The organism is Jejuibacter sp. L23 (assembly GCF_050815825.1).
Taxonomy (GTDB): Bacteria; Pseudomonadota; Gammaproteobacteria; order Enterobacterales; family Enterobacteriaceae; genus Jejubacter; species Jejubacter calystegiae.
Genome location: NZ_CP138199.1, coordinates 1,081,741 through 1,103,110, shown reverse-complemented (window position 1 = coordinate 1,103,110; position 21,370 = coordinate 1,081,741). Strand labels below are relative to the sequence as shown.

Genomic DNA, 21,370 nt, shown 5'->3' with positions numbered 1-21,370 from the left:
CGCACTGATGCTCAAGGCGAACAAACATATTCTGGCCGTGATCTTTTCCGTATCAGTCTTTAGTCTGACTTACGGCCTTAGCGCCCCGCTTATCGCCCTACAACTGGCCGATAAGGCCTATGGCGAAACCAGTATCGGGCTAAATGCCGCCATGCACGCCCTTGGGGTTTTCGCGATTGCCCCCTTGTTACCGCGGCTGTTCCGCCGTTTCTCTCCGCTGGGGCTGATGTGCACCTCACTGTCGGCCATAGCCCTGCTGTTTCTGCTGTTCCCCTGGACGCCAGTACCGGTCTGGTTCGTACTGCGCTTCGGACTGGGCGTCTTTACCGAGATCATTATGGTATTGACCGAAACCTGGCTGAGTGACTCCACTGTCGAGCAGGCCCGGGGCAAAACCATGGCGCTATATACGGCGGGGCTGTCACTGGGCTTTGCCTCCGGTCCACTGATTCTGACGATAATGGGCAGCGACAGTGCGGGGCCCTTTGTTGTCGGTGCGCTAATCGCTCTGGCCGCCGTACTCTGTATCGCCCGGGCCGGTATGACCCGCCAGCCGGGCGACGCCGTGACGCCCACTGGCCTGCGCCAGAGCCTGCAACTGGCCTTTCTGGCGATTGTAGCCACCGCCCTGAACGCAGCCATCGAGGTGGCGGGGATGAACTTCCTGTCGCTGTACGCCATGAATCTGGGCTGGAGCGAATCCCGGGCGACGCTCCTGATCTCGGTACTGATGTTCGGCGCCATCGTACTCCAGCTACCGCTGGGCTGGCTGGCAGATAAAGTGGATCGCCGTCGTCTGATAACCGTGCTGGCAGCGATCTCCACCCTCGGGGCCCTGGTCTGGCCGCTACTGTTAACAACACCCTGGCTGGCCTACTGTCTGCTGTTTATCTGGGGTGGCGTGTTTGTCGGCATCTATACCGTGGCGATCACCTGGGTAGGCTCACAGTTTCGCGGTGCTCAACTGGCGGGCATCTATGCCGCAATGTCAGTGGCATGGGGCGCTGGCGCCCTGCTGGGGCCGCTGCTGGGCGGTCTGGCGATGGAAACGACCACCCACGGCCTGCCGTGGATGACCGCCCTGCTATGCGCGCTGTTTGCCGTGATCTCGTTAAGAAAGCCCGTACCGAAAGCGGCAATCTAAAAGGTGTAGCTTGCGCCAATCGTCAGCTCCACCACGCCATTTTTATTCACCATCGGACTATTTCTGATAGTGGATGGGTAGAAGCGCCCGGTTATCTCACCCCAGGTGTTCCAGCGTGGTGTCCAGGCATAGTTCATCGCCAGTTGAAGATAGGGAACATAGCTGTCATGGGGCCGCCAGGCCTTCAATCCACTGCGTGCCGATTCCTGGTGGGAAATACCGTAGTAGTAACGGGTATTTTGCGCATTTGACCAGTCCACTCCCACCTCCGGTACCAGAGTGAAACCGCCCCACTGTTTCATCGCAATCCAGGCGGCATTGATCGTCATACCGTTACTGTTATCCAGGGTGTCCCCCCCCACCGTCGTCGAGAAAGCGCCCCAGGGCGTGGTGTACTGATAGCTAAGGCCTGCCATCATGGTGCTGTGTCGACTGCTCAAACTTCTCATTGCCCGATTTCGGCCATCGCGGGAGCGGTATTCGGTGGTGTAGTAATAGACTTTGGCACGCAGCAGATGGCTGTCATTTTTAACAATGTTGTAGCCCGCCTCAGTGCCGTCGATATACCAGGTTTCGCCGTCATAACCAATATAGGGCAGCACCCAGTAATCAGCATGACGAGTCTTATATGCCGTACCGTAAGAGCCCCCCTGCAACCCCAAAGAGAAGTCAGCCCCCTCACCCGACACGGAGACCAGCATCAGACCAGGCAACAGCATGGCAGTGATTTTTCGCATTGCTTACTCCTTTATCTCAGGTAAGAAAGATGACGCCCGCTGACGCCGGATATCCTGCGAGAAATCGTCGTCGATACAGGCATCTTCCGGGCGAATCAGACGACTGCGCTGGCGAAGTATCTCAAAGGGTAGCCGGGTATCCAGCAGCCCCATACGGTAGCAGTAGCGATCGGCATAGCCACTCAGCAGTATCCGCCAGTCATATTTCACCGCCGGTGACACCGCCCGGCCGTGATGCAGAATATTGGTGGTGCAGTTATTAAACAGCGTGTTATACCACTCGGGATGAGCGTTCACTTGCTGAATACGCAGCAGATAGTCACGCAGTAACCGCTGGCGCTGCTCTTGAGTGAGCGTCAGCCCATAGAGCCAGACCCGCTCCCTGCGCACATCGCTACGCACGCCGATCAGATCGCGCTCGTCCGCCACCACATAAATGACCGGATAGTTACGCAGAAAACCGCCAAAGGCCGACCATGGCTGATTCTGTCGACGTCGGGTTTCAATCGAGACAGCCAGCCACTCCCCGTTGCTAAATCCAAAGCTCAGAAAAACGTGAGCGATGGCGTTGCCACCCCAGTAGGAGAGCACCAGATCGGTCTGCGTCACCTCACTAAGCCGAAAGCAGCGGTCATCCCAGGCTGCCAGGGGATCCCCCACCCCACGATAGCGAAAGTTACGCATATCGCTGACCTGAAAGCAGTCGCTATCCAGCCAGTGAACCGTTGCCAGGCGCGAATACTCCACCAGCCATGGGGCTTCAGAACCTGTTTTATGCGCCATCAGGGCGTTTCATCCTGACGTCGGCGACGAAACCACGACAGCCGCACCGGATGCACAATAGCATGCAGCGCCCGAGCGTAATCCAGCGCCAGCCCAGGGGTCCATGCCATCGTCATGGCTCGCTTGCGCAACTGGGCGGCAATCCACAGTTCAGGGATCAGGAACAACCGCAGAAAGCCCAGCCAGCCGCAACGCCGGGCCAGTACACCATCCAGCGCGGCTTCCAGGCCGTACACCACGCTGCTCGAACAGTTACGCCAGGTCAGGTTATAGATCTCCACCTTGCGGTAACCCGCCCAATAGCGACGCAGCGCTTCGGGGTTAAAGTCATGGAATATGATTTTGCGATCGGATTCGCACCACGCCGCCGCCTCGCTGGGGTAACTCTCCTGAAACTGCCCAACCACATTATTTTCCTGAATCGCCTTCAGCGTGTTGAAGAATTCTGACGGCGAGCGATCGATATCCTGCGCCGGATAGAGGCTGATATAGAGATCCGGCGGCATCTCCAGCGCGGCATGGCCGGTGGAGATGACCCCGCTGGCATCAACCGCTGCAATATAGCGGTTAAACACCGGACGAGGCACCGGCGGGCTGGCCGCCGATCCTGCCGGGGTCCAGATATGCACAATCAGTGAATCGCTGGCAGGCGTCGATTCTCCAGGTTCAGGTGCCGCTTCCTCCTGTTCAGGCAGCAGCCCACCGGGAGCCAGCAGCGTAAACACCGACACCCCATCACGCAGCCGAAAGGCCCGTAGCGCCAGGCGCAGGCACTGAATCCCGCCCAGGATCATAATCATCCCGATAAACTGTGAAACGGTGCCATGATGGTGAGTGGGATAAGGGAAGAACAGAAACAGCCCGAACAGTAACTGGGCAAAGCCGCCGCAAAAAGCCTGCCGCCAGTGCTGATAGCGCACCACCCAGGCGGAAGCCATCACAAACAGGCCGGTAATAAAGAAGGCAAAGCCGAAGACTATCGCCAGCAGCACATTGCTACTCTCGCGCCCGGAAAGAATAAGCAGCGCCACAAAACAGAAAATGCCGCCTTTAAAGTAGAAAACCGCCTTCTGAGTCCCAACGCCGCTCGGGGCCAGCATCAGCGTCGCCAGGCTTTCCAGCAGTAGCAGGATCCCAAAGATATGCAGTGGAAAGTGGCGCTCGCCCTGTAACCCATCAATGAAAATCGAGACTCCCAATCCCCCCCACAGTAGTCCCAGAATGCCCAGGAGCGGCGCATTGCGCCGGACGAATCCGGCACCGGTCAGTAACAGTGCAAGCTGTAGCATCGTCAGGCCTCCCGGTGTCGGTGAATGGATACCTTACTGTGTGATACTTCATCCCAGTAGCCGACCAGCGCCATTCCCTCTGGTCCGCGTAACGCCACCAGCTTACTTTCCTGCAGCGGTATCCGATGGGACGGCGTCAATGTCAGATGGAAGTGAAAGATATCGTCGGGTAGTTCTCCGTGTCGGGCCGCCTGCCAGCGCGCCTGTATTGCCTCACGATCCTCCGCGCTGAGCAGCGCCAGCAACTGATCCACACGATCGATCCCAGAAAGCTGCTGGCTGAGCGGCGTATCAATATTTTCATCCCAGGCCAGGTGCCCGCTTTCCGGCTCCAGATAGTAAGCCGCCCGTCCGTGGCCTGGCCCCTGTCGTTGCTGTTGCTGCCTGTCCGCCACTATACGCTTCTGTATATAGACAAAGCTCAGTAGCAACGCGGTACCGGAAAGGTAACACTGAGCCAGTAGCAGCGGCTCTCCGTGGCGCAGTCCGGGTATAAAAAAGGGCCCGAGCCATTGCCAGGAGTAGTAGATCACGATGGCGCTAAAACAGAGTAGAGAAAACGCTCCCATCCGGTTTCCCCCCAACACAGGGATCGCAATCATCAGCACCACCGGAATGCAGGCCAGGCCAAACAGTTCAGCCTGACCGCGCGGACCGCCAATAGGCTGATGGAAGACATACCAGGCGCTGGCGCATAACAGCAGCCACAGCAGGCCGCCCACCAGCCACCTTCCCGGCGTAAAAGGTTCCGGCTTCCAGCACAGCCCCATCACAATAGTGGTGATCAAAATAGTGCCAACCACATTGGCGGCCCACCAAATCCATACGGTCTGACGGAAGTCGATCTCATGACGCATCGCCAGCCAGCTACAGCCCAGCAGCGCAGCGATGGCGCTGACCAACAGGGTTGCCAGCAGCCAGATAAGCACTGCATGCAGTCGATCGTTGGGCCGGGCCAGCCGCCGAACGCACCAGGCGATAGCGATATCGTTGGTCAGCGAAATGGCTGAGTGGATAAGTGAAGTTTCCAGGGTATGGCGCATCGTCACATCCAGCAGTGTGCGCACAATAAATAACAAGACAAATAGCACCAGCCAGTATGGGCGCCCAACGATTAAAAATGCGCTGACCGCAATACCAGCCGGGAACCAGACCAGTGACACCCGACTGATCGGGTCATCCAGATAGAGGGAAAGATAGCCGGTGGCAAAATAGAGCGCGCACCAGATAGCCAGCGATAAATACAGGCGCCCAGAAGACACATAAGCCTCCAGTGTCAGGTTTCAGGAAAACAGCCGTAGCGCCATTAAGCTTAGAACATGCGTCAGGATTGAGAGTACGCCAGAGGAAAAACCGCTGCGCTTTCATCCATACGAACATCTTGTCTGCTTTTCGGTATGGGTTGTCGCTACTTCGTTATATCGCCAGATACGGCCGTGGCATACTGCTTCACATCAGTCAGACGATGCTTTACCTGGCGATAATAAACCTGAACCTTATTACCTGTGGTCAGTAAAAATGCGTGATTACATCCTGTTTGGCATGTCATTCCCTTTGATTTTTTTCGTCATTATTTTCGGTTACACCGCATACCGAATAATTATTTGCCTGCTGGCGATAACACCACTCTGGCAGGCAATATGGCACCGTCCTCTATTTTGTTTCGCGCTTTATAGTCTGGTCACCACCGCTATTTACCTGACAGCGGAAATAATCATCGCATAACCTCTATAACATTATGAATAACTTTAAGAAAATCCTCTTTACGCTGATTTTTTGCGCCCTTGCCGTGCTGGTCATCTTTCTGGCGTGGCAGCATGAAACCGGACAAAAATGGACCCGTGATGGTCGGATCCGCGCCGATGTGGTGGTGCTCTCGGGAGAGGTCAATGGCCGTCTGTTGCACCTTAACGTTAAAGATAACCAGTATGTCCACAAAGGCGATCTGCTGTTTGAAATCGACCCCAGCGACTATGCGGTAACGGTGGCGGAAAAGGAGGCCGCACTGCGCTCGGCCGGGGCAAAAATGGATCAGATGAGCGAAATGGCTAAACGTCGCGCCCGCCTTGGCCCATCGCTGGTTAGCGGCGAGGAGGTCAGCAACAGCCGCCAGAGCTATCGCCAGGCCCAGGCCGACTACGAACGTATCGCTTCACAGTTACGTATGGCGCGCATTCAACTCGCCAGAACCCAGGTGCGATCGCCCGTGGACGGTTATGTCACCAATCAGACCATCCAGCAAGGCGACTATATAAAAACCGGCGATCCGGTGCTGACACTGGTCGATAGCGACAGTTTCTATGTCTACGGCTATTTTCAGGAAGACCAGATTAACCATATTAAGAGTGGCGATCGAGCTGTGATTAAATTGCTGGACAGCAACATTAGCATTCGCGGCCAGGTGGAAAGTATCGCCAGGGGAATTAACGACTACAGCAATAGCGGTGGTGAAGGCAAACTACACAACGTGAATCCGACCTTTGAATGGGTGCGACTGCCCATGCGAATACCCGTCAGGATCCGGCTGGATAAATCATCCACGCATGGCGTGGTCCTGGTGTCAGGAATGACATGCACAATCGACCTCTCGATATAACCCCAGTCACCCGCATTAACGTTCGGAAGTCGCTATGGATAATGAATGGAAAATAAGAATCGCCCGGGTAGTACAGCTATCTATTACCATTCTGCTGATTCAGTATATTTCGTTTCTGTTCGAAATGGACGGCGCCTCTACCGCTATTATGAGCGCAATTGTCGTCTCACAGTCGTTTATCGGCGGCCTCTATTTAAAAGCGCGTAACCGTATTTTTGGCACAGCCGCAGGCGTCGCCTTCGGTCTGGTACTGGCGGTACTGTTCCCGGAAGCGCCCTATACCTTTCTGACAGGCACCCTGTTGTGGTTTGTGCTAACCACCATGCTGGCAAGCCTGGTCCATTCGGATCGGATGTACCTTTATCAACTGGCGGGCTATACCTTCGCGTTCGTCGGCTTCGCGATACTCGAAGCGCCGGACGAGGCCTGGCACACGCTGCTGTATCGGGCGACCAGTGTCACTATGGGTCTGGCGATCATGCTGGTGAGTTCGTCAGTCATCTACCCGAATTACGGAGCCCTGAACCTCGATTACCGGGTGGGGCGGATTTATAAACGCGCCCGTACCCTGATGCACCATTTTGAACAGGCTGTTAGCGTCGATGACAGTAAAATCAAAGGCCTGTTCGACGCCCTGTCGCTGCTGATAAGCAACCGTAATTACATCAAAGATGAAGCGGCGCTGAATGCCGTTCAGGCGCACCGGCTGGACAGCTTCCTGGCGAAAACGCTGCTGATGACTTTCTACGCTAACGCCGCACGCTTCGTCACGTCGGATATGGCCCGCTTCGCCCACGATTACCGAACGCTGTTCAACGAACTGCTGCTCTTTCGCCGTCATGGGCTATCTGCCCCCGCCCCCACCGCGCAGCGTACCTGGCGATTCCGGGAACACGCTTTTTTCTATCCGGCGCTACGCCGCGGAATTCGCACTCTGGCTGGTTGCTCGCTCATGCTGCTGTTCTGGTACTACAGCGGCTGGCAGGGCGGCGCCACCATGCTGACGTTAGGCGTGGTCTACCTGATTCTGTGTAGCGCCATCCCAACGCCGCTGCCGGTTTCTATTGAGGCGCTAAACGGCACGACCCAGGGCATTGTGCTGGGCTATCTGTACGACAGTCTGATATTCAGTTCCACTGCCGCAGGGCACTGGTCATGGCTCTATTTCGTGGCGCAGCTACCGCTACTGATTTACGGCGGCCTGATGCTCAGTAAGCCCGTGCGGATAATGCGTGGTATTACCTTACTGACCACCTTCTACTTTGTGGTGCCGCCGGAAAACAGCCCACAATTTCTTTATGCGCGATTTATGGATAACTCACTGGGCGCTCTCGCAGGGGTTCTGATCGCGGGTCTGACGCTGTGTCTGGTTCTGCCCGAAAAGCACGGTAACCACTTTCGTGAGCTGACGATCGCCATGCTAAAAGACATCCATGCCACGATTGGTAAAGGAAATCCTAATATGCTGCGCAAAATGATGTTATTTCACGATCGGGCCAGCAAGGCGCGCAGCAGCACCTTGTACAGCGACGGGCGTGAGTTCCGGGTGCTGATGAACCTTGCGTCGCTCTATCTGCTGTGTTTTCACGTCAGCCGCCACCAGCAACAGTCGGCAGGCCTGGCACCGCTTTCCGTACTGCTTAGCGGAATGATTAAACGTGGCGATTTCTCCATTAGCGCAAACGAGCATATACACTATTTGCACGCGATGGCGGGCATTAAAAACAGCAGCCCTGAAAGTTACCCGGTGGCGCTCAGCGCCTGGCGAATCTTACTTTCAGTGCAGCGGGACATCAGGTAGCAACATGAAGAAAATTGAGCACTATAGCGACTCACTGCTAAGCGACTGGACCACGCCCCCCAGCCGATTGCATTTCCAGAGTCAGAAGATTAACGCCCATACTGAAATCGCCCCTCATGAACACGCCTGGGGACAGCTAAATTTCATCGACAAAGGCGTTATGGAAGTCGAACTTACCGGGAATCAGGCCGAAACGATGGAAATTGAAGTTCACCGTCAGAATAAGCTGATTTCACCGTGGCAGTATTCCATCTGGCTTCCAGCCCATGTCCACCACGCCAGCTATAACAAACCCGCCATTAACTACTGCTCGATCGCCGTTCCGGCACAGGAAGCCCACAAGTTACCGGAACGCGCCTGCATTATCGAATTAACCGAGGTTGCTCAGGCCATCATCAAAGATTTTATTCAGCGTAATCTGTCAGGTTTTGAGAGCGAACTGGACTACAAAATGGCAGAGGTGTTGGTAGAGTTACTGTCCCGTCAGCCCCCGCTGGATAATTTTATCCCCGCCAGCGGCGATAAATATCTGCTGCCGATCATCAACGAGCTACAGGACAATCCCGGCGATAACCGAACGCTGAAGGAGTGGGCCGAAACCGTCTATATTTCGGATCGCTCCCTGACCCGCCGCTTTCAGAATGAGATGGGCATGTCATTTCGCGACTGGCGGATGCGCCTGCGCTTTATTCGCGCCGTCAATCTGTTGAAAACCGATACCAGTATCCAGGATATCGCTCTGACCCTGGGCTACAGCACCTCTTCGGCGTTTATCTGGATGTTTAACAAAATTTCCGGCACCACGCCGGAAAGTTACCGAAAACATCATAGCGGATAGTTTTTACGTCGCCACTGCGCTATGCCTCCGTCCCTCCGGATGCTTTTGCCCCTCCTTTTTGAGGGGCTTTTTTTTATAAAGACTCAGAACCGGGTACGGGCAGCATCCTCAACCGTAATCTCTCTTATCACCCGACACGGATTTCCCGCCGCCACCACGTCAGGAGGAATATCCCGGGTGACCACGCTACCAGCGCCAATCACGCTGTTATTTCCTACGCAGACACCGGGAACCAGCGTAACCCCGGCGCCAATCCAGACGTTATCGCCAATAGTCACCGGCAGCGCATACTCCAGGCCGGCATTACGCCGTTTGGCGTCCAGCGGATGGCCCGCGGTGTGGATACCCACATTGGGGGCGATAAAAACGTGGTTGCCGATACTCACCCGTGCGCCATCCAGAGATAGCGTCCAGTGGCGCGGCACGCTTAAACCATGGCGTAAAACAGCGCCGAGAGCGTTGCCAGCCCGCTAAAGACGACGATCGCAGCGGTAAAACCACGCAGCGCACGCAACTCCTGGCGGGTGTATATCAGCCAGGTCGGGATCAGGAACAGTAAGATGGCAATCAGCGGCCCGCAGATGGTCTCGATCAGAGTGATCGCATCCAGGTCGGCGTAAACCACACCGAAGGTGATACCGAACATCACCAGGAAGGCGAGCAGTTTGCCGCGCTTCTTCGCCGCAGGTGTGTCAGCGCGCGGGGTCAGCAGCCGGGTAAAGGTTTCAGCCACTGAAAGGCTGACGCCCAGGAAAGATTTCATCATACCGATAATGGCGATAAAGGGCGCGACAAAGTAAACCGCCCGGTAGCCGCCATCGCCGCCAATCACCGACAGCACGTTAAGGTTGTGCGCCTTAGCGCTGACGAAGGTTTCGTGGGAGATGCTTAATACGCAGCTCAGTACAAAGAAAATAATGCTGAAGAAGATCGCCACATAGGCCAGGCGAATCATCCGTACGGCCTTCTGTTCACCGCCGTTCTGCTTTTCCCGGTAATAAGACGCCAGCGGCGAGATCAGCGGCGCGCAGCAGAACGAAAAGGTGATTAAGGGCAACGTTAACCAGATATTTTTAAAAGACTCTGCCAGCGGCATATCATTGCTGCGATGAAAAGCGCGGGTCAGATGGCTGAAGTCCCATAACGGAATCTGAATCAATGCGATAAACAGAATCGCGCAAGCAAAGGGCAGCGCCAGCGCACTCATGGTACCCACGACCCTGTCGCGGCCTTTATTCAGTACCGCATACAGTCCGGCGATAACAATAAACGACAGCAGGCCGCGATTCATCATGCCAAGGTGCAAGTGGGTGCTGAAATAATCGTTCAGGGCATTCACCAGCGAAATACCATACACCAGCGTCACCGGGAAAAAGGTCACGCAGTAAAACAGCATAATGGCCCGTTCGCCGCGGCCACTAAAGAAGGAACCGAAGATCGGCAGGGTGCCGTTATCCACCTGCGATTCACGCATATAGACCCGGCACAACAGCACGTGGGGAATCAGGGCCAGTGGTAACCCCAGCACCAGCATCAGAATAAGGACCAGCGGCCCTCGGGTGCCGACCTCTACCGGCAGAAAAAGCGTACCGGCGCCTACCGTGGTGCCGTACAGTCCAAGAATCCAGATAGCGTCTTTTAACGTCCACGAAGCGCGAGTATCAGGGGGGGTTGCAACGTCAATTTGGGTTGTCATGTCTGAACTTCACCAATTAAGCCCCTTCAGCAAAGGGAAATAAATACTACCGGCACCAGAAACGGTTCCGAAAAAAATGTCAGTAAAATAATTATTTTCCTGCCGATATTTTAATTTTTGGTTAAAAATGAAATATTTTTGTTATTTACAGAGGTAATTCTTTTCAAAAACCGGGCAGGCAATAATTAAGAAAAAACCAACATTTATTTAATTACCACAGAGTGTTGAAAGGGGAAAGTATTATTTTTGCATTATCGGTTCGTGACGCAGCAAGGAAAACCGGGCAGCGAAACGGCTTCAACACTGCCTCTTTCCCGGGATTGATACCATAAGCTATCTTCGATATAACCTGTAACAAATGAGATAACTCTCTGGCAGAATGGATGAAATTCAACCGATACCAGCACTATAAAACATATAACCTGCTACTTTTTATTGTTATTGCTTTCTGGTCTGCATGGTTCGTCTCATCGAACAGCGTCAGCAATGAGGTCTTCCTGAAGAAAAATTCATGGCTGTGGTTATATATCCTGACGTTCTCCAGCCTGCTGGCGCTGGGGCTCACCTCGCTGCATTTCTTACGAGGACCGGGATTTACAGAGAGCAGCATGGCGCTGTTCAAAACCTTTTTTTGGACCTTTCTCCTGTGTAATCTGACGCTATGGCCGGTGCCCCAGGTCTGGATATATCTGACAGCGAGCCGGGAAATCAATGACCGGGTGGAATTCACTCTCTTTTATCCTGGGCCATCCAAAGGTAAAGCAGGAAACTGTCCCGTCGGAATCGGCTACTACGATCGTGACCTTCAGCGCTATGTAGAGCTGTGCGCGGAGAAAGACCAAATCGATCGTAAAGCCAGAAAACTCTACGTTCAAAAACGCGTGAACGATTATGGCGCCAGGATCTGGCGCTATCACTTTATCAGGTAACCGCGACTCACTCCCGGGCACCGGCGCGCACCAGTAGCGCCTCGATATCCTTATAGCCACGCTGCCGGGCATGACTAAGCGGCGTAACGCCATCGCCATCCGCCAGGTTCACATCCGCACCTCCCTGAATCAATGCCCGAACAATAGCAGTGTGACTGACGCCGCCGTTTCCTAACAGAATGGCCTCAAGCAACGCGGTCCAGTGCAGATTATTCACGTGGTTAACATCGACACCGGCCGCTATCAGCAGATTAACGGTTTCCACATGACCCCGCTCCGCGGCAGGAATCAACGCCGTGCCGCCATAGCGATTGGTACTGGTCAGGTCGGCGCCGTGTGCCAGCGTCATTCGCAGGATCGCGTTATAGCCCCGGGCCCCGGCATAGAGGTAAGGGCTATCATGAATCCTGTCCTTTGCATTCACGTCGGCCCCCGCGTCGATCAGTACCTTCGCCGCATTCACATGATTGTGACGGGTGGCGATCAACAGCGGCGTGGCGCCGGTATTATCCCTGGCTTCCACATCGGCGCCATGCTCAAGCGCTTTGCGCACCTGAGCGGCGCTCCCCTGCTGCGCCGCTTCCCACAACAGGCGCTCCGCCGCACCACCTTCAGCCATAGCGGTCATTGAAGCAAAGAGCGCAATGACACCCCCTAATCCTGTGGATAACCGTTTTGTGACCATTACGCCTCCCCGCAAACTTAATGATAACGCCCCATGACAGGATAGTGGCGAGACAGGCAAGGATAAAATTAAATATGGCAATAAGAGACAGTGGGGAAATGAATAGCCTGGCCAGGCTATTCCTGATGCTTCTTAGTTAACAGCAAAGGCAATATCACCATCAAATAAGGGGATATCAGCCACAAAAAACCAATAGCTTTGGTTCTGTTCAGGTAATTAAGACAGCGCAGACTGGCCGAAACAATCGGCAGGATAAAAACAATCAACAGCAGAAAAGAAAGCGAATCCCCTGACAGCCAGAAGAAATAGATGGCAAACCACAGAATTTGAAAGACCAGTAGAACAAAATAATCCCACTTTGAATCTTGCTCACTGTAGTTTAGAGAGAGCATGAAGGATCTTTTTATTGTGTTAAACAGGTTCATTATTCATTTCAATCACCACCATAAAGGCGGCATAGTACCAAAATGTTTTGAGTATGTTAATTAGCCAGACTTCCCGTCATAGCTGAATATGAATACGCAGACAGCCATAGCGTATCCGGGTTTCCGCTATCTCCCGGATACGCCAGGTTATCGCCCGATCGTCACGCCGACTCTGCCAGTGGTAAACGGTTCTGCCCTGCTTCAGCAACCGGTACAGCAATCGTTACGAGGACGTGATGTTTACGCTCAAATACTTTCAGAAGGGAACCGCTCATATCTCTTCCCGGCAGCCTGATCTGGTCGATAAGCTGAAGGCCATCATCGCACGGCACTATCCGAAGTCGCTGACAGCAAGATGAAGAGAGCTGGAAAGCAAATTCTTACCTGACCCCAATTGCATTTAAAGAAAAAGAAGTCCGAGGATTTCTCATCTGGCTCCCTGTTTTTTTAGACGCTATACGGGCGGCCAGACGGTGGCGGCCTGCTTTATTAGAATTTGACAACCACCTGATTTCCGAAAACCCACGCGTCTTTAATCTCCTCACTTCCTCCAGGATGAGCGAGTAATTGAAGATTAGGGCGCACAGTCATCCAGGGAGTAAGGCGAAAACTATAATGCAACTCTGCGACATATTCGGCTTTGCGAACCGGGACATACAGGGGATTATCATAATCATCGATTCCCCGCATCTGGTTAAGGAGCTGCGCCCGACGGGCAACTCTGTCGTTGGCATGCATTTTACTGACGCCAAAGCTGATAAAGTCCTGCGGACGGCTGGCGAAAGGCCCTTTATAAATGGCACCGACCTGTATTTGATAGTCCATTGTCGCCGTCTCTTTATCATTCATTGCCAGATGCCCGAAAAGGCTCAGGCCATTTTGTCGATGACGGATCGAGTGGGTCATCTGCTGGACGACATAGAGATAACCGCCGTAGCGACCTCCGTGTCGTCGGGCGGCCTGGTGAGTAAGAACATAGGGATCGCCATTGCCGTCATCCAGGACATCATTCGCATCTGCCGTGTTATACCATCCCCCGATTTTCCATACGCCAGGAAGTTTTGCTGCGCCGAAAACGGGTAAGTATCCCACTTCAAAAAGGTACATGTATCCCAGATGCCCGGTTCCATCCAGCTCGAAGCTTCCATGGCGGGTGGCGTAGTTAGGATTGTACTGAAATGCACCCGCCTGGAGATAAAGCATCGGGGTTGGACTGTATTTAATGCGACCGCCCCACTGGCCTATGGGGGTGTTATACCAGACGCCGCTGCCGTGTCCGGCTAAAGAACCACACAGCGACAGGTTTTGAAAAAAGCAGCCGTTGTTATCAAAATCTTCCCCTGGTGGCATCAGGCCCACCTTGAGATCCAGCTTTTTATCCCACCAGTTTTTTTTGAACCAAAACTGCGTCGCATGCCATGTTTGTCCCCGGCCGTAGTTACTCTGTACACCAGAGCCCATTACCGGCGCGCGCGGGTCCTGAAGACGATCCTGGGTCAAATCTCTGCCATTACGATTATTCACCGACGCTTTAAATTCACTGTTATGAATGCCAAAAATCTTTTCCAGATCCATATCTACGCCAAGAATATATTGGTCGCTATAGCGTAGGGTTTTATCGCGATCGTAACCGCCGGAAAAATTCGTAGCTGTCATAAAGTTATATTCCAGCGTAAAATTATAGCCATGATGACGTAGATCCGTACGCACACCTCCCCACTCTCCGGTCATATTTTTTGCTGTTGGAGAAAAAAGCGTATCGTTGGCCATTGCCAGCAAAGGATGTAGTAAAACCAGCAGCATCGTGCCGCTTTTGATGAGTTTTTTCATGTTTTTCACCGCCTGTTTATGGTCCAGGTCTATGAATTATTCCCGGTAAGATGTAGTTGAATCAGCCGGGTACGCCGACCTCCTGTCAGATATGGCTCCATGATTCCCGAAGCCATAAGCCGTCTATGGCGACAACTCTTCTAACGATTTTCCTTTGGTTTCAATGGCAACAAGCCAGGTAATTAAGCCGCCAATCAGCGCAATGACGGCAAAAGTGACAAACACAAAGCGAATCCCGAAGCCGCTTACGATAAAACCCACCATCAGTGGGCCAATGGATGAACCCGCACGTAGCCATGCGCTGGAATACGCGGTGCCAATGGCGCGCAGTCGGGTGGGATAAAGCTCAGCCGCATACAGATAAAGCGAGAAGGCGATGGTCTGAAGAATGGCGTAAGTCAGGCTTCCGAGAACCAGAATTTCAACGGCAGATTTTGCCCCCAGAACAGAAAGGGTAATCAGAGGAAAGATGGCCAGTAAAAAGGCCCATGTGTACCAGCGCTTGCGCCCGACCCGGTCGATCATCAGGGCACAGATCACCGACGCAACGACGCCACAGGAGGAGGTAATCCAGCCGTAGGCCAGACTGGTATCGAGGGAGAGGTTAAACCAGGTTTTGTAGAGAGTCGGAAACCAGGTGATCATTCCGTTGTTGACGCTGTAAACCGTCAGCCACAGCCCCCACAGCATAAAGGTTCGGGATTTATAGATACCGCTAAAGAGGGCTTTTACCCCTTCAGGTGCCGCTTTTTGAACCGTGGAGGCTTTAATTTCAGGTTCGGGTAACGTCATCCCACGCCTGATGACCTCCGATTCCAGCGTTGATACGACGCTCTCCGCTTCCTTCAATCTCCCCTTTGAGGCCAGCCAGCGCGGTGATTCTGGCATTAGCCATCGCAGAGGAACGGTCAGTGCGGAGGGAACTAAGCCAATTAAAAACATAACTTTCCATCCATAGATGGGCACAAGAAAATATCCCACCAACCCGGCAAACATCATTCCGATTGGGAAAATCACTTCATACAACAAAAAGAAACGCCCGCGCTTTTTGGCTCCGACAAATTCATTGATATAGGCGCTGGCAATGGGAACCTCCGCACCGATACCCACTCCCTGCAAAAAGCGAATGATAAGAATTGACCAGCCGTTCCAGGCAAAAAGGCAGGCTGCATCCATCAGAACGAACATGATGATGGTGATACGTAATACGCCGATACGGCCTATTTTTTCCGCCAGCGAGCCAAAAAATAGTGCGCCGCACAGTTGGCCCACGTAGCTGGCCGCAATAATAAGACCGACAAATGTCGGCGTAAGCCCCCACTCCTGGGTGAGCTGAGGGAGAGCAAAGGCGATAGCAATAATGGTATAGGCATCGAAAAAAGTCGATAAGCCGACGATAACGCGGATCGCCTTCAGCCGTCGGGTGACAGGAAGACGTTCCAGCCTTGCCAGCAGCGCGTCTGGGGTTGTCTCAGTTCCGCTGGCAACTACGTAATCTGAATCAATAACCTGAGTTGACATAGTATTACCCTGTTAAACGTTGTCTGGGGCATACACGTAAATTTCTGAATAACCACAGGGCACGATCCCTTATCCAAAGACGTGCTGCATAGAATGCTGTCTGAATTCGTTTGTGATAACGTTAGTGCAATCGATTTCATTTTCAGTTAATCCTTTGCTGGATTCGCCGCTAAGTCAATTACGCCAGTTGTATAAATGTCGAACAGTTCACAATCTGAAAAAACTAACGAGTAAAAAGGCTAAGCTGTAAACGCAGAGTAAAGTAAATAAAAAGAGTGAATTAATGATCGGACGAACGTTCCCGGGCAAAGTAAAGCACCATTCCTTTTGTCCGGACGAGGTTTGACGTAAGATCTTTTAATCCCACGGTTTGCACGATGGTATCCGTTGAACGGGCAACACGGATTTTTACCCGCATTGATGAGTTGGAGCAGCAGATGGATCAAGAAAGTGAACAGAACGATTTGCCGGAAAAAAAGCCGGCGACAATGCGGGATGTTGCTCGCGCGGTGGGCGTTAGCGTCTCGACCGTTTCGCGGGTACTCGACGAAAGATTACCTACCTCGCGCAGCGCCTCGGCGGATAAAATTCGCCAGGTGGCCCGAGAGCTGGGCTACCGTCGGGACTATGTTGCTTCCAGCCTGCGTCGTGGCGATACCGGAACGCTTGGCGTCCTGGTGCCGAGACTGACCGATGCCGTCACGGCGATGCTTTTCGAAGAGATAGCCAGGGCTGCGGCCAGAAGAGGATATTTCGCGATTGTAGCCACCTGCGGTGATAGCAAGGAGCAGGAGAAAAACGCCGTTGAATCGCTGCTGGATCGCCGCGTGGATGGGTTAATCATGTCCACCTGTCGGCTGGACGATCCTTTACCGCAAACCCTGCGTGAACGGGATGTTCCCCACGTTCTGGCGCTGCGTACCGACGGTTTTAGCCCCTCTTCGGTCGGGGACGATGAGCTTGGCGGCTATCTGGCAACCCGACACCTGATTGATTTAGGCCACCGTGATATTGGCCTGATTGGCGGTCCTGATTTTGCCTCCAACGCGCGTAACCGGCGTAAGGGCTTTGAGCGAGCAATGCAGGAAGCCGGGCTCAGGATCGAAGCGGAATGGTGCTGTCATTCTGATTTTAATATCGCATCGGGAGAGCAGCAGGGAATAAAAATGCTCAATCAGTCTCATCGCCCGAGCGCGCTGTTTGCCGTTAATGACGAGCTGGCGATTGGCGTCCTCGCAGCCGCGCACCAGCAGGGGCTGGTGATTGGCGAAGATCTCTCCCTGGTGGGATACAATGATATTCCCCTGGTGAGCAGACTGCCCGTGGCGCTAACTTCGGTCAGAACGCCGCTGGAGCATATCGCCAGCAATGCGGTTGATATGTTATTGAATCCTGAGATAAATAATAATATGCGGATTACCACGCCTTCCCTTATTCCCCGTAAATCCACCTCGTCTCCGCGTAAATAATCCTCCTGAGACCCTCCCTGGCTTTTCCCGGAAAGCAGGGAGGGGGTGAATTTTGTACGGCGGATCTCATCCCGGATGCAAATTGCTGTTTAGTTTGTGACCCGAGTTGCATTTTTAACCAACGTGGCGTTGACGGATTTATTTTTGAGGTTCAATGTCAACATGACATGAAAACGATTGCAGAAACGATTTCACTTTCGTTTCAAACAATCGTTCAACCGCAAAATATATGCTTACTCGTCAAGGGGATAACTATGATTAACATCGATCTGAGAGGTTTAACTCCGGCTCCGGTAACACCATTCACTCTCGATGGTCGCGTAGACTATGATGCCATTCAGCGCCTCGGCAACTGGCTCGGCAGCATCGACGGTGTGAAAGGTCTGGTGGTTCTGGGACACGCAGGGGAAGGGACTTTTCTTACCCAGGAAGAGCAAGCGAATGTGATCCGCGCATTTGTGAAGTCCGTGGATGATAAGCTTCCTATTATCGCCGGTATCACCGGTGAAGGGACGGAAGTCGCTGCGCTGGAGGCTAAGCGTGCTGTTGCCGCTGGTGCCTCCGCCGGTTTACTCTATCCTTCACACGGTTGGCTGCGTTTTGGCTATCAGGATGGCGCTCCTCAGGATCGCTACCGCGTTGTTTATGAAGAAAGTGGCCTACCGCTGATTCTTTTCCAGTATCCGGATGTCACTAAAGCCACCTACAATCTGCAAACGCTGTTGGATATCTCCGCGCAGCCGGGCGTATTTGCCATGAAGAATGGCGTGCGTAATATGCGCCGCTGGGATACTGAAATTCCGGTTATTCGTCGCGAGCATCCGGATCTGCAAATCTTAAGCTGCCACGATGAATATCTACTGCATACCGCCTTTGATGTTGATGGCTTCCTGGTCGGCTACGGTAATATCGCGCCTGAACCGTTAATTGAAATGATTAAGGCGGGTAAAGCGGGCGACTACGTTAAAGCGCGTCAGCTGCACGATCGTCTGCTGCCGGTTACCAGAAGCGTGTATCATCGCGGTTCTCACATGGAAGGTACCGTTGCCCTTAAACATGCCCTGGTTGCGCGCGGGATCCTTGAACATGCTACCGTTCGCTCTCCTCTTCTGCCGCTCGAAAACGGGGCTGAGAAAGAGATCCACGACGCAATGCGCGCCGCTGAGCTGGGTCGTGTCCGTTAATTTAGTCTGATTCTGCTGTTAATCCGCAATACAGAAATATGTGTTACTGCATTGCGGATAATATATACCTCGCCCCGGTATCTTTTAATACTCTTCATCTTAACGCTGGGGCTTTCACCTCTGTATATTCCCAAGGTGATTTATGAAACTATTGAGCTTTCGCGTTAATAATAAAAATAAATATGGACTGGTGACCACTGACGGCGTCACTGACCTGCAGACGCTGTTCCCTCAATATGACAGCCTGCTTGAATTTATACCGCACCTTTATCTTCTTGATACTCTGCCGCCGTCTGCTAAAAAAGCGAATTATTCCTTCGACGAGATAGTTTTCCTGCCAGTCATTACTGACCCGAAAAAAATAATCTGCGCTGGCGTGAATTATCGCGATAAAGACGTTACGTGTAATGAGAGGCCCTCTAATCCTGTGCTATTCATCCGTTTTGCTGATTCACAGACCGGGCATCTGGCGCCGTTACTCAAGCCGGAGTGCAGCAATGAGTTTGACTATGAAGGCGAAATGGCTCTGGTGATAGGCCGTCGGGGACGCAATATCCCTCAGCAGGAGGCGCTACAGTATGTTGCCGGCTATAGCTGCTATATGGATGGCTCCATGCGCGACTGGCAGCATGCCTGCTTTACCGGCGGGAAAAACTGGCCAGCGACCGGTGGTTTCGGACCCTGGCTGGTGACTGCGGATGACATCCCCGATCCGCAAAATTTAAATATTACCACCCGGCTTAATGGCCAAACGGTGCAGCAGGATAATACGAACTGTATGGTGCACTCAATTGCAGAGCTAATTGCGTATATCAGCACGTTCAGCGCGCTCTCTCCGGGAGATGTGATCCTGACCGGCCCCCCCGGTGGCATCGGGAAAAAACGTACGCCGCCGCTTTTTATGCGCCCCGGGGATAGGGTTGAAGTCGAGATTGAGCAAATCGGATGCCTGATTAACACCGTGTACAGTGATGCCGCTGTATCGCGATAAGTTGTCGTTCACAGGCTGTTTATATCCAGAGACATTGTGAAAGCGCATTTGCCCGGCGGCCAGGACTTGCAGGCCAGTTAATCATTTATAGGGTTAATACCGGACAGGGAGCCGTGGAGGCGATTTATGGTATTGGTTCAGTTTCTGGTGGTGCTGCTGTTTCTGTACATCGGCATGCGGGTTGGGGGTATCGGTGTGGGGTTTGCCGGCGGAGCTGGCGTGATTGTCCTCAGCGCGCTCGGCGCCACGCCGGGTGATATGCCGATGCTGGTTATAGTGTTTATCATGGTCGTGATCGTGGCGATTGCTGCTATGCAGGAGGCCGGCGGTATTGAGTATCTTGTTGATCTCACAGAGCGCCTGCTGCGTCGCTATCCGCGATTGTTAGTAATAACCGCGCCGCTTTCCACGTGGCTATTAACCATGATGGCCAGCACTGGGCAAGTCTCATTTGCCTGTATGCCAGTTATTGTGGGTGTCGCGAAAGAGAACAATATAAAACCCACCCGGGCTCTTGCTCTCTCCGTTAGCGCATCTTTGCTTGGTATTGTTGCGTCGCCCATTTCTGCGGCGGTGATTTTTTTCTCGGGGATACTGGAAAAAGGTCATTATGGCTGGAGTTATATTGAGCTAATCGCAGTATCAATACCATCCACCTTCCTTGCGCTGCTGGTCACGTCTCTTTTTTACCTGTTCTGGGACAGAATCCGCCAGCAGGATCGGCTATATGACAATCCTGTTCAGGTTAAGACAAGGAGTGAGCGGACAATACCGCCTTATGCCGGTCGTTCTGTGCTGATCTTTATCGTTGGGCTGGTTATGGTTCTGGTCTATGCGATTGTCACCAGTCCCAAATTAGGGCTGATAGCCAATCCGGTCATGAGCAGCGGACAGGCACGAGTAGGAGTAATGATGGGCGTTGCGCTGCTGATTCTGGTGTACTGCCGGGTTAACGTACAAAAAATCCCATCCGGCTCGGTATTTAAAACCGGGATGACATCCTGTATTTGTATTCTCGGCGTAGCCTGGCTGGGCTCGACGTTTATGGACAGCAATCAGCAGTGGTTGCAAAGTACAGTCTCTTCACACTTACTGGATTCGCCCGTTGTGTTAGCCCTCATCATTATGACGGTCTCGTGCTTCCTGTATTCCCAGGCGGCCTCAACGAAAATTCTGTTCCCTGTCGCGCTGAGTATGGGTATTGCTCCCGGGGTTTTAGTCGCCTGCTTCCCGGCAACGGCCTCTCTTTTTATTCTGCCAAACTATCCGACGCTACTGGCGGCGGTAGATCTGGATGATACAGGGTCAACCAAACTGGGCAGACATATTATCGACCATCCTTTCTTACTGCCTGGCCTGGCATCGGTACTGCTTTCCATCCTCTTTGCTGCGGGGCTGGCTTTTTTGATTCAGTGAACCATATCAATCTTTCATTTCGTACTGAAAAACGGA

19 protein-coding genes and 3 pseudogenes are annotated in these 21,370 nt (G+C 53.1%); 11 read left to right on the top strand and 11 right to left on the bottom strand.

Features of this window, described 5'->3' with window-relative positions; all coding sequences use genetic code 11:
* Positions 1-7 precede the first annotated feature (7 nt).
* Positions 8-1,144 (top strand): MFS transporter, encoded by a 1,137-nt coding sequence (locus SCU88_RS05070; RefSeq protein ID WP_175339343.1) that lies wholly within the window; start codon positions 8-10, stop codon positions 1,142-1,144.
* Here the strand turns inward: SCU88_RS05070 and SCU88_RS05065 are convergent.
* The 4 genes from SCU88_RS05065 to SCU88_RS05050 are packed head-to-tail and all read right to left on the bottom strand — an operon-like array spanning position 1,141 to position 5,215.
* On the bottom strand, positions 1,141-1,881 hold the full coding sequence (locus SCU88_RS05065; protein ID WP_138095936.1) for a MipA/OmpV family protein: 741 nt from the start codon (positions 1,879-1,881) through the stop codon (positions 1,141-1,143). The genes SCU88_RS05070 and SCU88_RS05065 overlap by 4 nt on opposite strands.
* Before the next feature lie 3 nt (positions 1,882-1,884).
* Positions 1,885-2,664 carry a DUF4105 domain-containing protein gene (locus tag SCU88_RS05060; RefSeq protein ID WP_175339342.1) on the bottom strand — a complete coding sequence of 260 codons (780 nt, stop codon included), beginning with the start codon at positions 2,662-2,664 and terminating at the stop codon, positions 1,885-1,887.
* Positions 2,664-3,953 (bottom strand): MFS transporter, encoded by a 1,290-nt coding sequence (locus SCU88_RS05055; RefSeq protein ID WP_175339341.1) that lies wholly within the window; start codon positions 3,951-3,953, stop codon positions 2,664-2,666. Before SCU88_RS05055 ends, SCU88_RS05060 begins: the two co-directional genes overlap by 1 nt.
* 2 nt (positions 3,954-3,955) lie before the next feature.
* Complete coding sequence (locus SCU88_RS05050) at positions 3,956-5,215, bottom strand: MASE1 domain-containing protein (RefSeq protein ID WP_138095933.1); 1,260 nt, start codon at positions 5,213-5,215, stop codon at positions 3,956-3,958.
* A 256-nt stretch (positions 5,216-5,471) separates the two neighbouring features.
* Between SCU88_RS05050 and SCU88_RS05045 the strand changes: the two genes are divergently transcribed.
* Genes SCU88_RS05045 through SCU88_RS05030 form a run of 4 tightly spaced genes read left to right on the top strand, consistent with a single transcriptional unit; the run spans position 5,472 to position 9,188 of the window.
* Positions 5,472-5,678, top strand: a complete 207-nt coding sequence (locus SCU88_RS05045; protein WP_138095932.1) for a DUF1656 domain-containing protein — start codon at positions 5,472-5,474, stop codon at positions 5,676-5,678.
* Positions 5,679-5,691: 13 nt separating this feature from the next.
* The gene (locus SCU88_RS05040; protein ID WP_138095931.1) at positions 5,692-6,549 is read left to right on the top strand and encodes an efflux RND transporter periplasmic adaptor subunit; all 858 of its coding nucleotides are present in this window, start codon (positions 5,692-5,694) and stop codon (positions 6,547-6,549) included.
* A gap of 34 nt (positions 6,550-6,583) precedes the next feature.
* A complete protein-coding gene (locus tag SCU88_RS05035; protein WP_175339340.1) occupies positions 6,584-8,350 on the top strand; it encodes an FUSC family protein in 1,767 nt (588 codons plus the stop codon).
* Positions 8,351-8,354: 4 nt separating this feature from the next.
* On the top strand, positions 8,355-9,188 hold the full coding sequence (locus SCU88_RS05030) for a helix-turn-helix domain-containing protein (RefSeq protein WP_175339339.1): 834 nt from the start codon (positions 8,355-8,357) through the stop codon (positions 9,186-9,188).
* An 83-nt stretch (positions 9,189-9,271) separates the two neighbouring features.
* Here SCU88_RS05030 and SCU88_RS05025 read toward each other — a convergent pair.
* Both SCU88_RS05025 and SCU88_RS05020 read right to left on the bottom strand, forming a co-directional pair.
* Positions 9,272-9,589, bottom strand: a pseudogene (locus SCU88_RS05025) (DapH/DapD/GlmU-related protein); the annotation flags it as partial.
* A gap of 26 nt (positions 9,590-9,615) precedes the next feature.
* A complete protein-coding gene (locus SCU88_RS05020; protein ID WP_175339337.1) occupies positions 9,616-10,884 on the bottom strand; it encodes an amino acid permease in 1,269 nt (422 codons plus the stop codon).
* Positions 10,885-11,267: 383 nt separating this feature from the next.
* Here SCU88_RS05020 and SCU88_RS05015 point away from each other — a divergent pair, with 383 nt between their 5' ends.
* Positions 11,268-11,813 carry a hypothetical protein gene (locus tag SCU88_RS05015; protein ID WP_175339336.1) on the top strand — a complete coding sequence of 182 codons (546 nt, stop codon included), beginning with the start codon at positions 11,268-11,270 and terminating at the stop codon, positions 11,811-11,813.
* A gap of 7 nt (positions 11,814-11,820) precedes the next feature.
* Here SCU88_RS05015 and SCU88_RS05010 read toward each other — a convergent pair whose 3' ends face one another.
* The 3 genes and pseudogenes from SCU88_RS05010 to SCU88_RS05000 form a co-directional block, all read right to left on the bottom strand.
* Positions 11,821-12,432 (bottom strand): ankyrin repeat domain-containing protein, encoded by a 612-nt coding sequence (locus SCU88_RS05010; protein WP_431810090.1) that lies wholly within the window; start codon positions 12,430-12,432, stop codon positions 11,821-11,823.
* A gap of 182 nt (positions 12,433-12,614) precedes the next feature.
* Positions 12,615-12,923: a hypothetical protein gene (locus tag SCU88_RS05005; RefSeq protein ID WP_175339334.1), complete on the bottom strand. Its 309-nt coding sequence runs from the start codon at positions 12,921-12,923 to the stop codon at positions 12,615-12,617.
* Between the two features lie 79 nt (positions 12,924-13,002).
* Positions 13,003-13,134 (bottom strand): annotated as a pseudogene (locus tag SCU88_RS05000) (IS3 family transposase); the annotation flags it as partial.
* Here SCU88_RS05000 and SCU88_RS04995 point away from each other — a divergent pair.
* Positions 13,130-13,282, top strand: a pseudogene (locus tag SCU88_RS04995) (DUF4942 domain-containing protein); the annotation flags it as partial. The pseudogenes SCU88_RS05000 and SCU88_RS04995 overlap by 5 nt on opposite strands.
* A 130-nt stretch (positions 13,283-13,412) precedes the next feature.
* On the opposite strand, the gene SCU88_RS04990 reads toward SCU88_RS04995, so the two are convergent.
* Positions 13,413-14,753 carry a carbohydrate porin gene (locus SCU88_RS04990; RefSeq protein ID WP_175339332.1) on the bottom strand — a complete coding sequence of 447 codons (1,341 nt, stop codon included), beginning with the start codon at positions 14,751-14,753 and terminating at the stop codon, positions 13,413-13,415.
* A gap of 123 nt (positions 14,754-14,876) precedes the next feature.
* Entirely contained in the window at positions 14,877-16,274 is a 1,398-nt protein-coding gene (locus tag SCU88_RS04985; protein ID WP_175339331.1) for an MFS transporter, read from the bottom strand.
* A 437-nt stretch (positions 16,275-16,711) separates the two neighbouring features.
* Here SCU88_RS04985 and SCU88_RS04980 point away from each other — a divergent pair, with 437 nt between their 5' ends.
* The 4 genes from SCU88_RS04980 to SCU88_RS04965 all read left to right on the top strand — a co-directional run bounded on the left by SCU88_RS04980 (position 16,712) and on the right by SCU88_RS04965 (position 21,334).
* Positions 16,712-17,743 carry a substrate-binding domain-containing protein gene (locus tag SCU88_RS04980; RefSeq protein ID WP_175339330.1) on the top strand — a complete coding sequence of 344 codons (1,032 nt, stop codon included), beginning with the start codon at positions 16,712-16,714 and terminating at the stop codon, positions 17,741-17,743.
* Between the two features lie 254 nt (positions 17,744-17,997).
* Positions 17,998-18,927 (top strand): dihydrodipicolinate synthase family protein, encoded by a 930-nt coding sequence (locus SCU88_RS04975; RefSeq protein ID WP_431810089.1) that lies wholly within the window; start codon positions 17,998-18,000, stop codon positions 18,925-18,927.
* Between the two features lie 142 nt (positions 18,928-19,069).
* Positions 19,070-19,918, top strand: coding sequence for a fumarylacetoacetate hydrolase family protein (locus SCU88_RS04970; protein WP_175339329.1), 849 nt, complete (start codon positions 19,070-19,072; stop codon positions 19,916-19,918).
* Positions 19,919-20,044: 126 nt separating this feature from the next.
* Complete coding sequence (locus tag SCU88_RS04965; protein WP_175339328.1) at positions 20,045-21,334, top strand: anaerobic C4-dicarboxylate transporter family protein; 1,290 nt, start codon at positions 20,045-20,047, stop codon at positions 21,332-21,334.
* Positions 21,335-21,370: the final 36 nt, after the last annotated feature.

Excerpts from the sequence above, each read along its gene's own strand:
- SCU88_RS05070 (WP_175339343.1), top strand. The coding sequence starts at position 8 with ATGCTCAAGGCGAACAAACATATTCTGGCCGTGATCTTTTCCGTATCA.
- SCU88_RS05065 (WP_138095936.1), bottom strand. The coding sequence starts at position 1,881 with ATGCGAAAAATCACTGCCATGCTGTTGCCTGGTCTGATGCTGGTCTCC.
- SCU88_RS05060 (WP_175339342.1), bottom strand. The coding sequence starts at position 2,664 with ATGGCGCATAAAACAGGTTCTGAAGCCCCATGGCTGGTGGAGTATTCG.
- SCU88_RS05055 (WP_175339341.1), bottom strand. The coding sequence starts at position 3,953 with ATGCTACAGCTTGCACTGTTACTGACCGGTGCCGGATTCGTCCGGCGC.
- SCU88_RS05045 (WP_138095932.1), top strand. The coding sequence starts at position 5,472 with ATGCGTGATTACATCCTGTTTGGCATGTCATTCCCTTTGATTTTTTTC.
- SCU88_RS05040 (WP_138095931.1), top strand. The coding sequence starts at position 5,692 with ATGAATAACTTTAAGAAAATCCTCTTTACGCTGATTTTTTGCGCCCTT.
- SCU88_RS05035 (WP_175339340.1), top strand. The coding sequence starts at position 6,584 with ATGGATAATGAATGGAAAATAAGAATCGCCCGGGTAGTACAGCTATCT.
- SCU88_RS05030 (WP_175339339.1), top strand. The coding sequence starts at position 8,355 with ATGAAGAAAATTGAGCACTATAGCGACTCACTGCTAAGCGACTGGACC.
- SCU88_RS05020 (WP_175339337.1), bottom strand. The coding sequence starts at position 10,884 with ATGACAACCCAAATTGACGTTGCAACCCCCCCTGATACTCGCGCTTCG.
- SCU88_RS05015 (WP_175339336.1), top strand. The coding sequence starts at position 11,268 with ATGAAATTCAACCGATACCAGCACTATAAAACATATAACCTGCTACTT.
- SCU88_RS05010 (WP_431810090.1), bottom strand. The coding sequence starts at position 12,432 with ATGGCTGAAGGTGGTGCGGCGGAGCGCCTGTTGTGGGAAGCGGCGCAG.
- SCU88_RS05005 (WP_175339334.1), bottom strand. The coding sequence starts at position 12,923 with ATGAACCTGTTTAACACAATAAAAAGATCCTTCATGCTCTCTCTAAAC.
- SCU88_RS04990 (WP_175339332.1), bottom strand. The coding sequence starts at position 14,753 with ATGAAAAAACTCATCAAAAGCGGCACGATGCTGCTGGTTTTACTACAT.
- SCU88_RS04985 (WP_175339331.1), bottom strand. The coding sequence starts at position 16,274 with ATGTCAACTCAGGTTATTGATTCAGATTACGTAGTTGCCAGCGGAACT.
- SCU88_RS04980 (WP_175339330.1), top strand. The coding sequence starts at position 16,712 with ATGGATCAAGAAAGTGAACAGAACGATTTGCCGGAAAAAAAGCCGGCG.
- SCU88_RS04975 (WP_431810089.1), top strand. The coding sequence starts at position 17,998 with ATGATTAACATCGATCTGAGAGGTTTAACTCCGGCTCCGGTAACACCA.
- SCU88_RS04970 (WP_175339329.1), top strand. The coding sequence starts at position 19,070 with ATGAAACTATTGAGCTTTCGCGTTAATAATAAAAATAAATATGGACTG.
- SCU88_RS04965 (WP_175339328.1), top strand. The coding sequence starts at position 20,045 with ATGGTATTGGTTCAGTTTCTGGTGGTGCTGCTGTTTCTGTACATCGGC.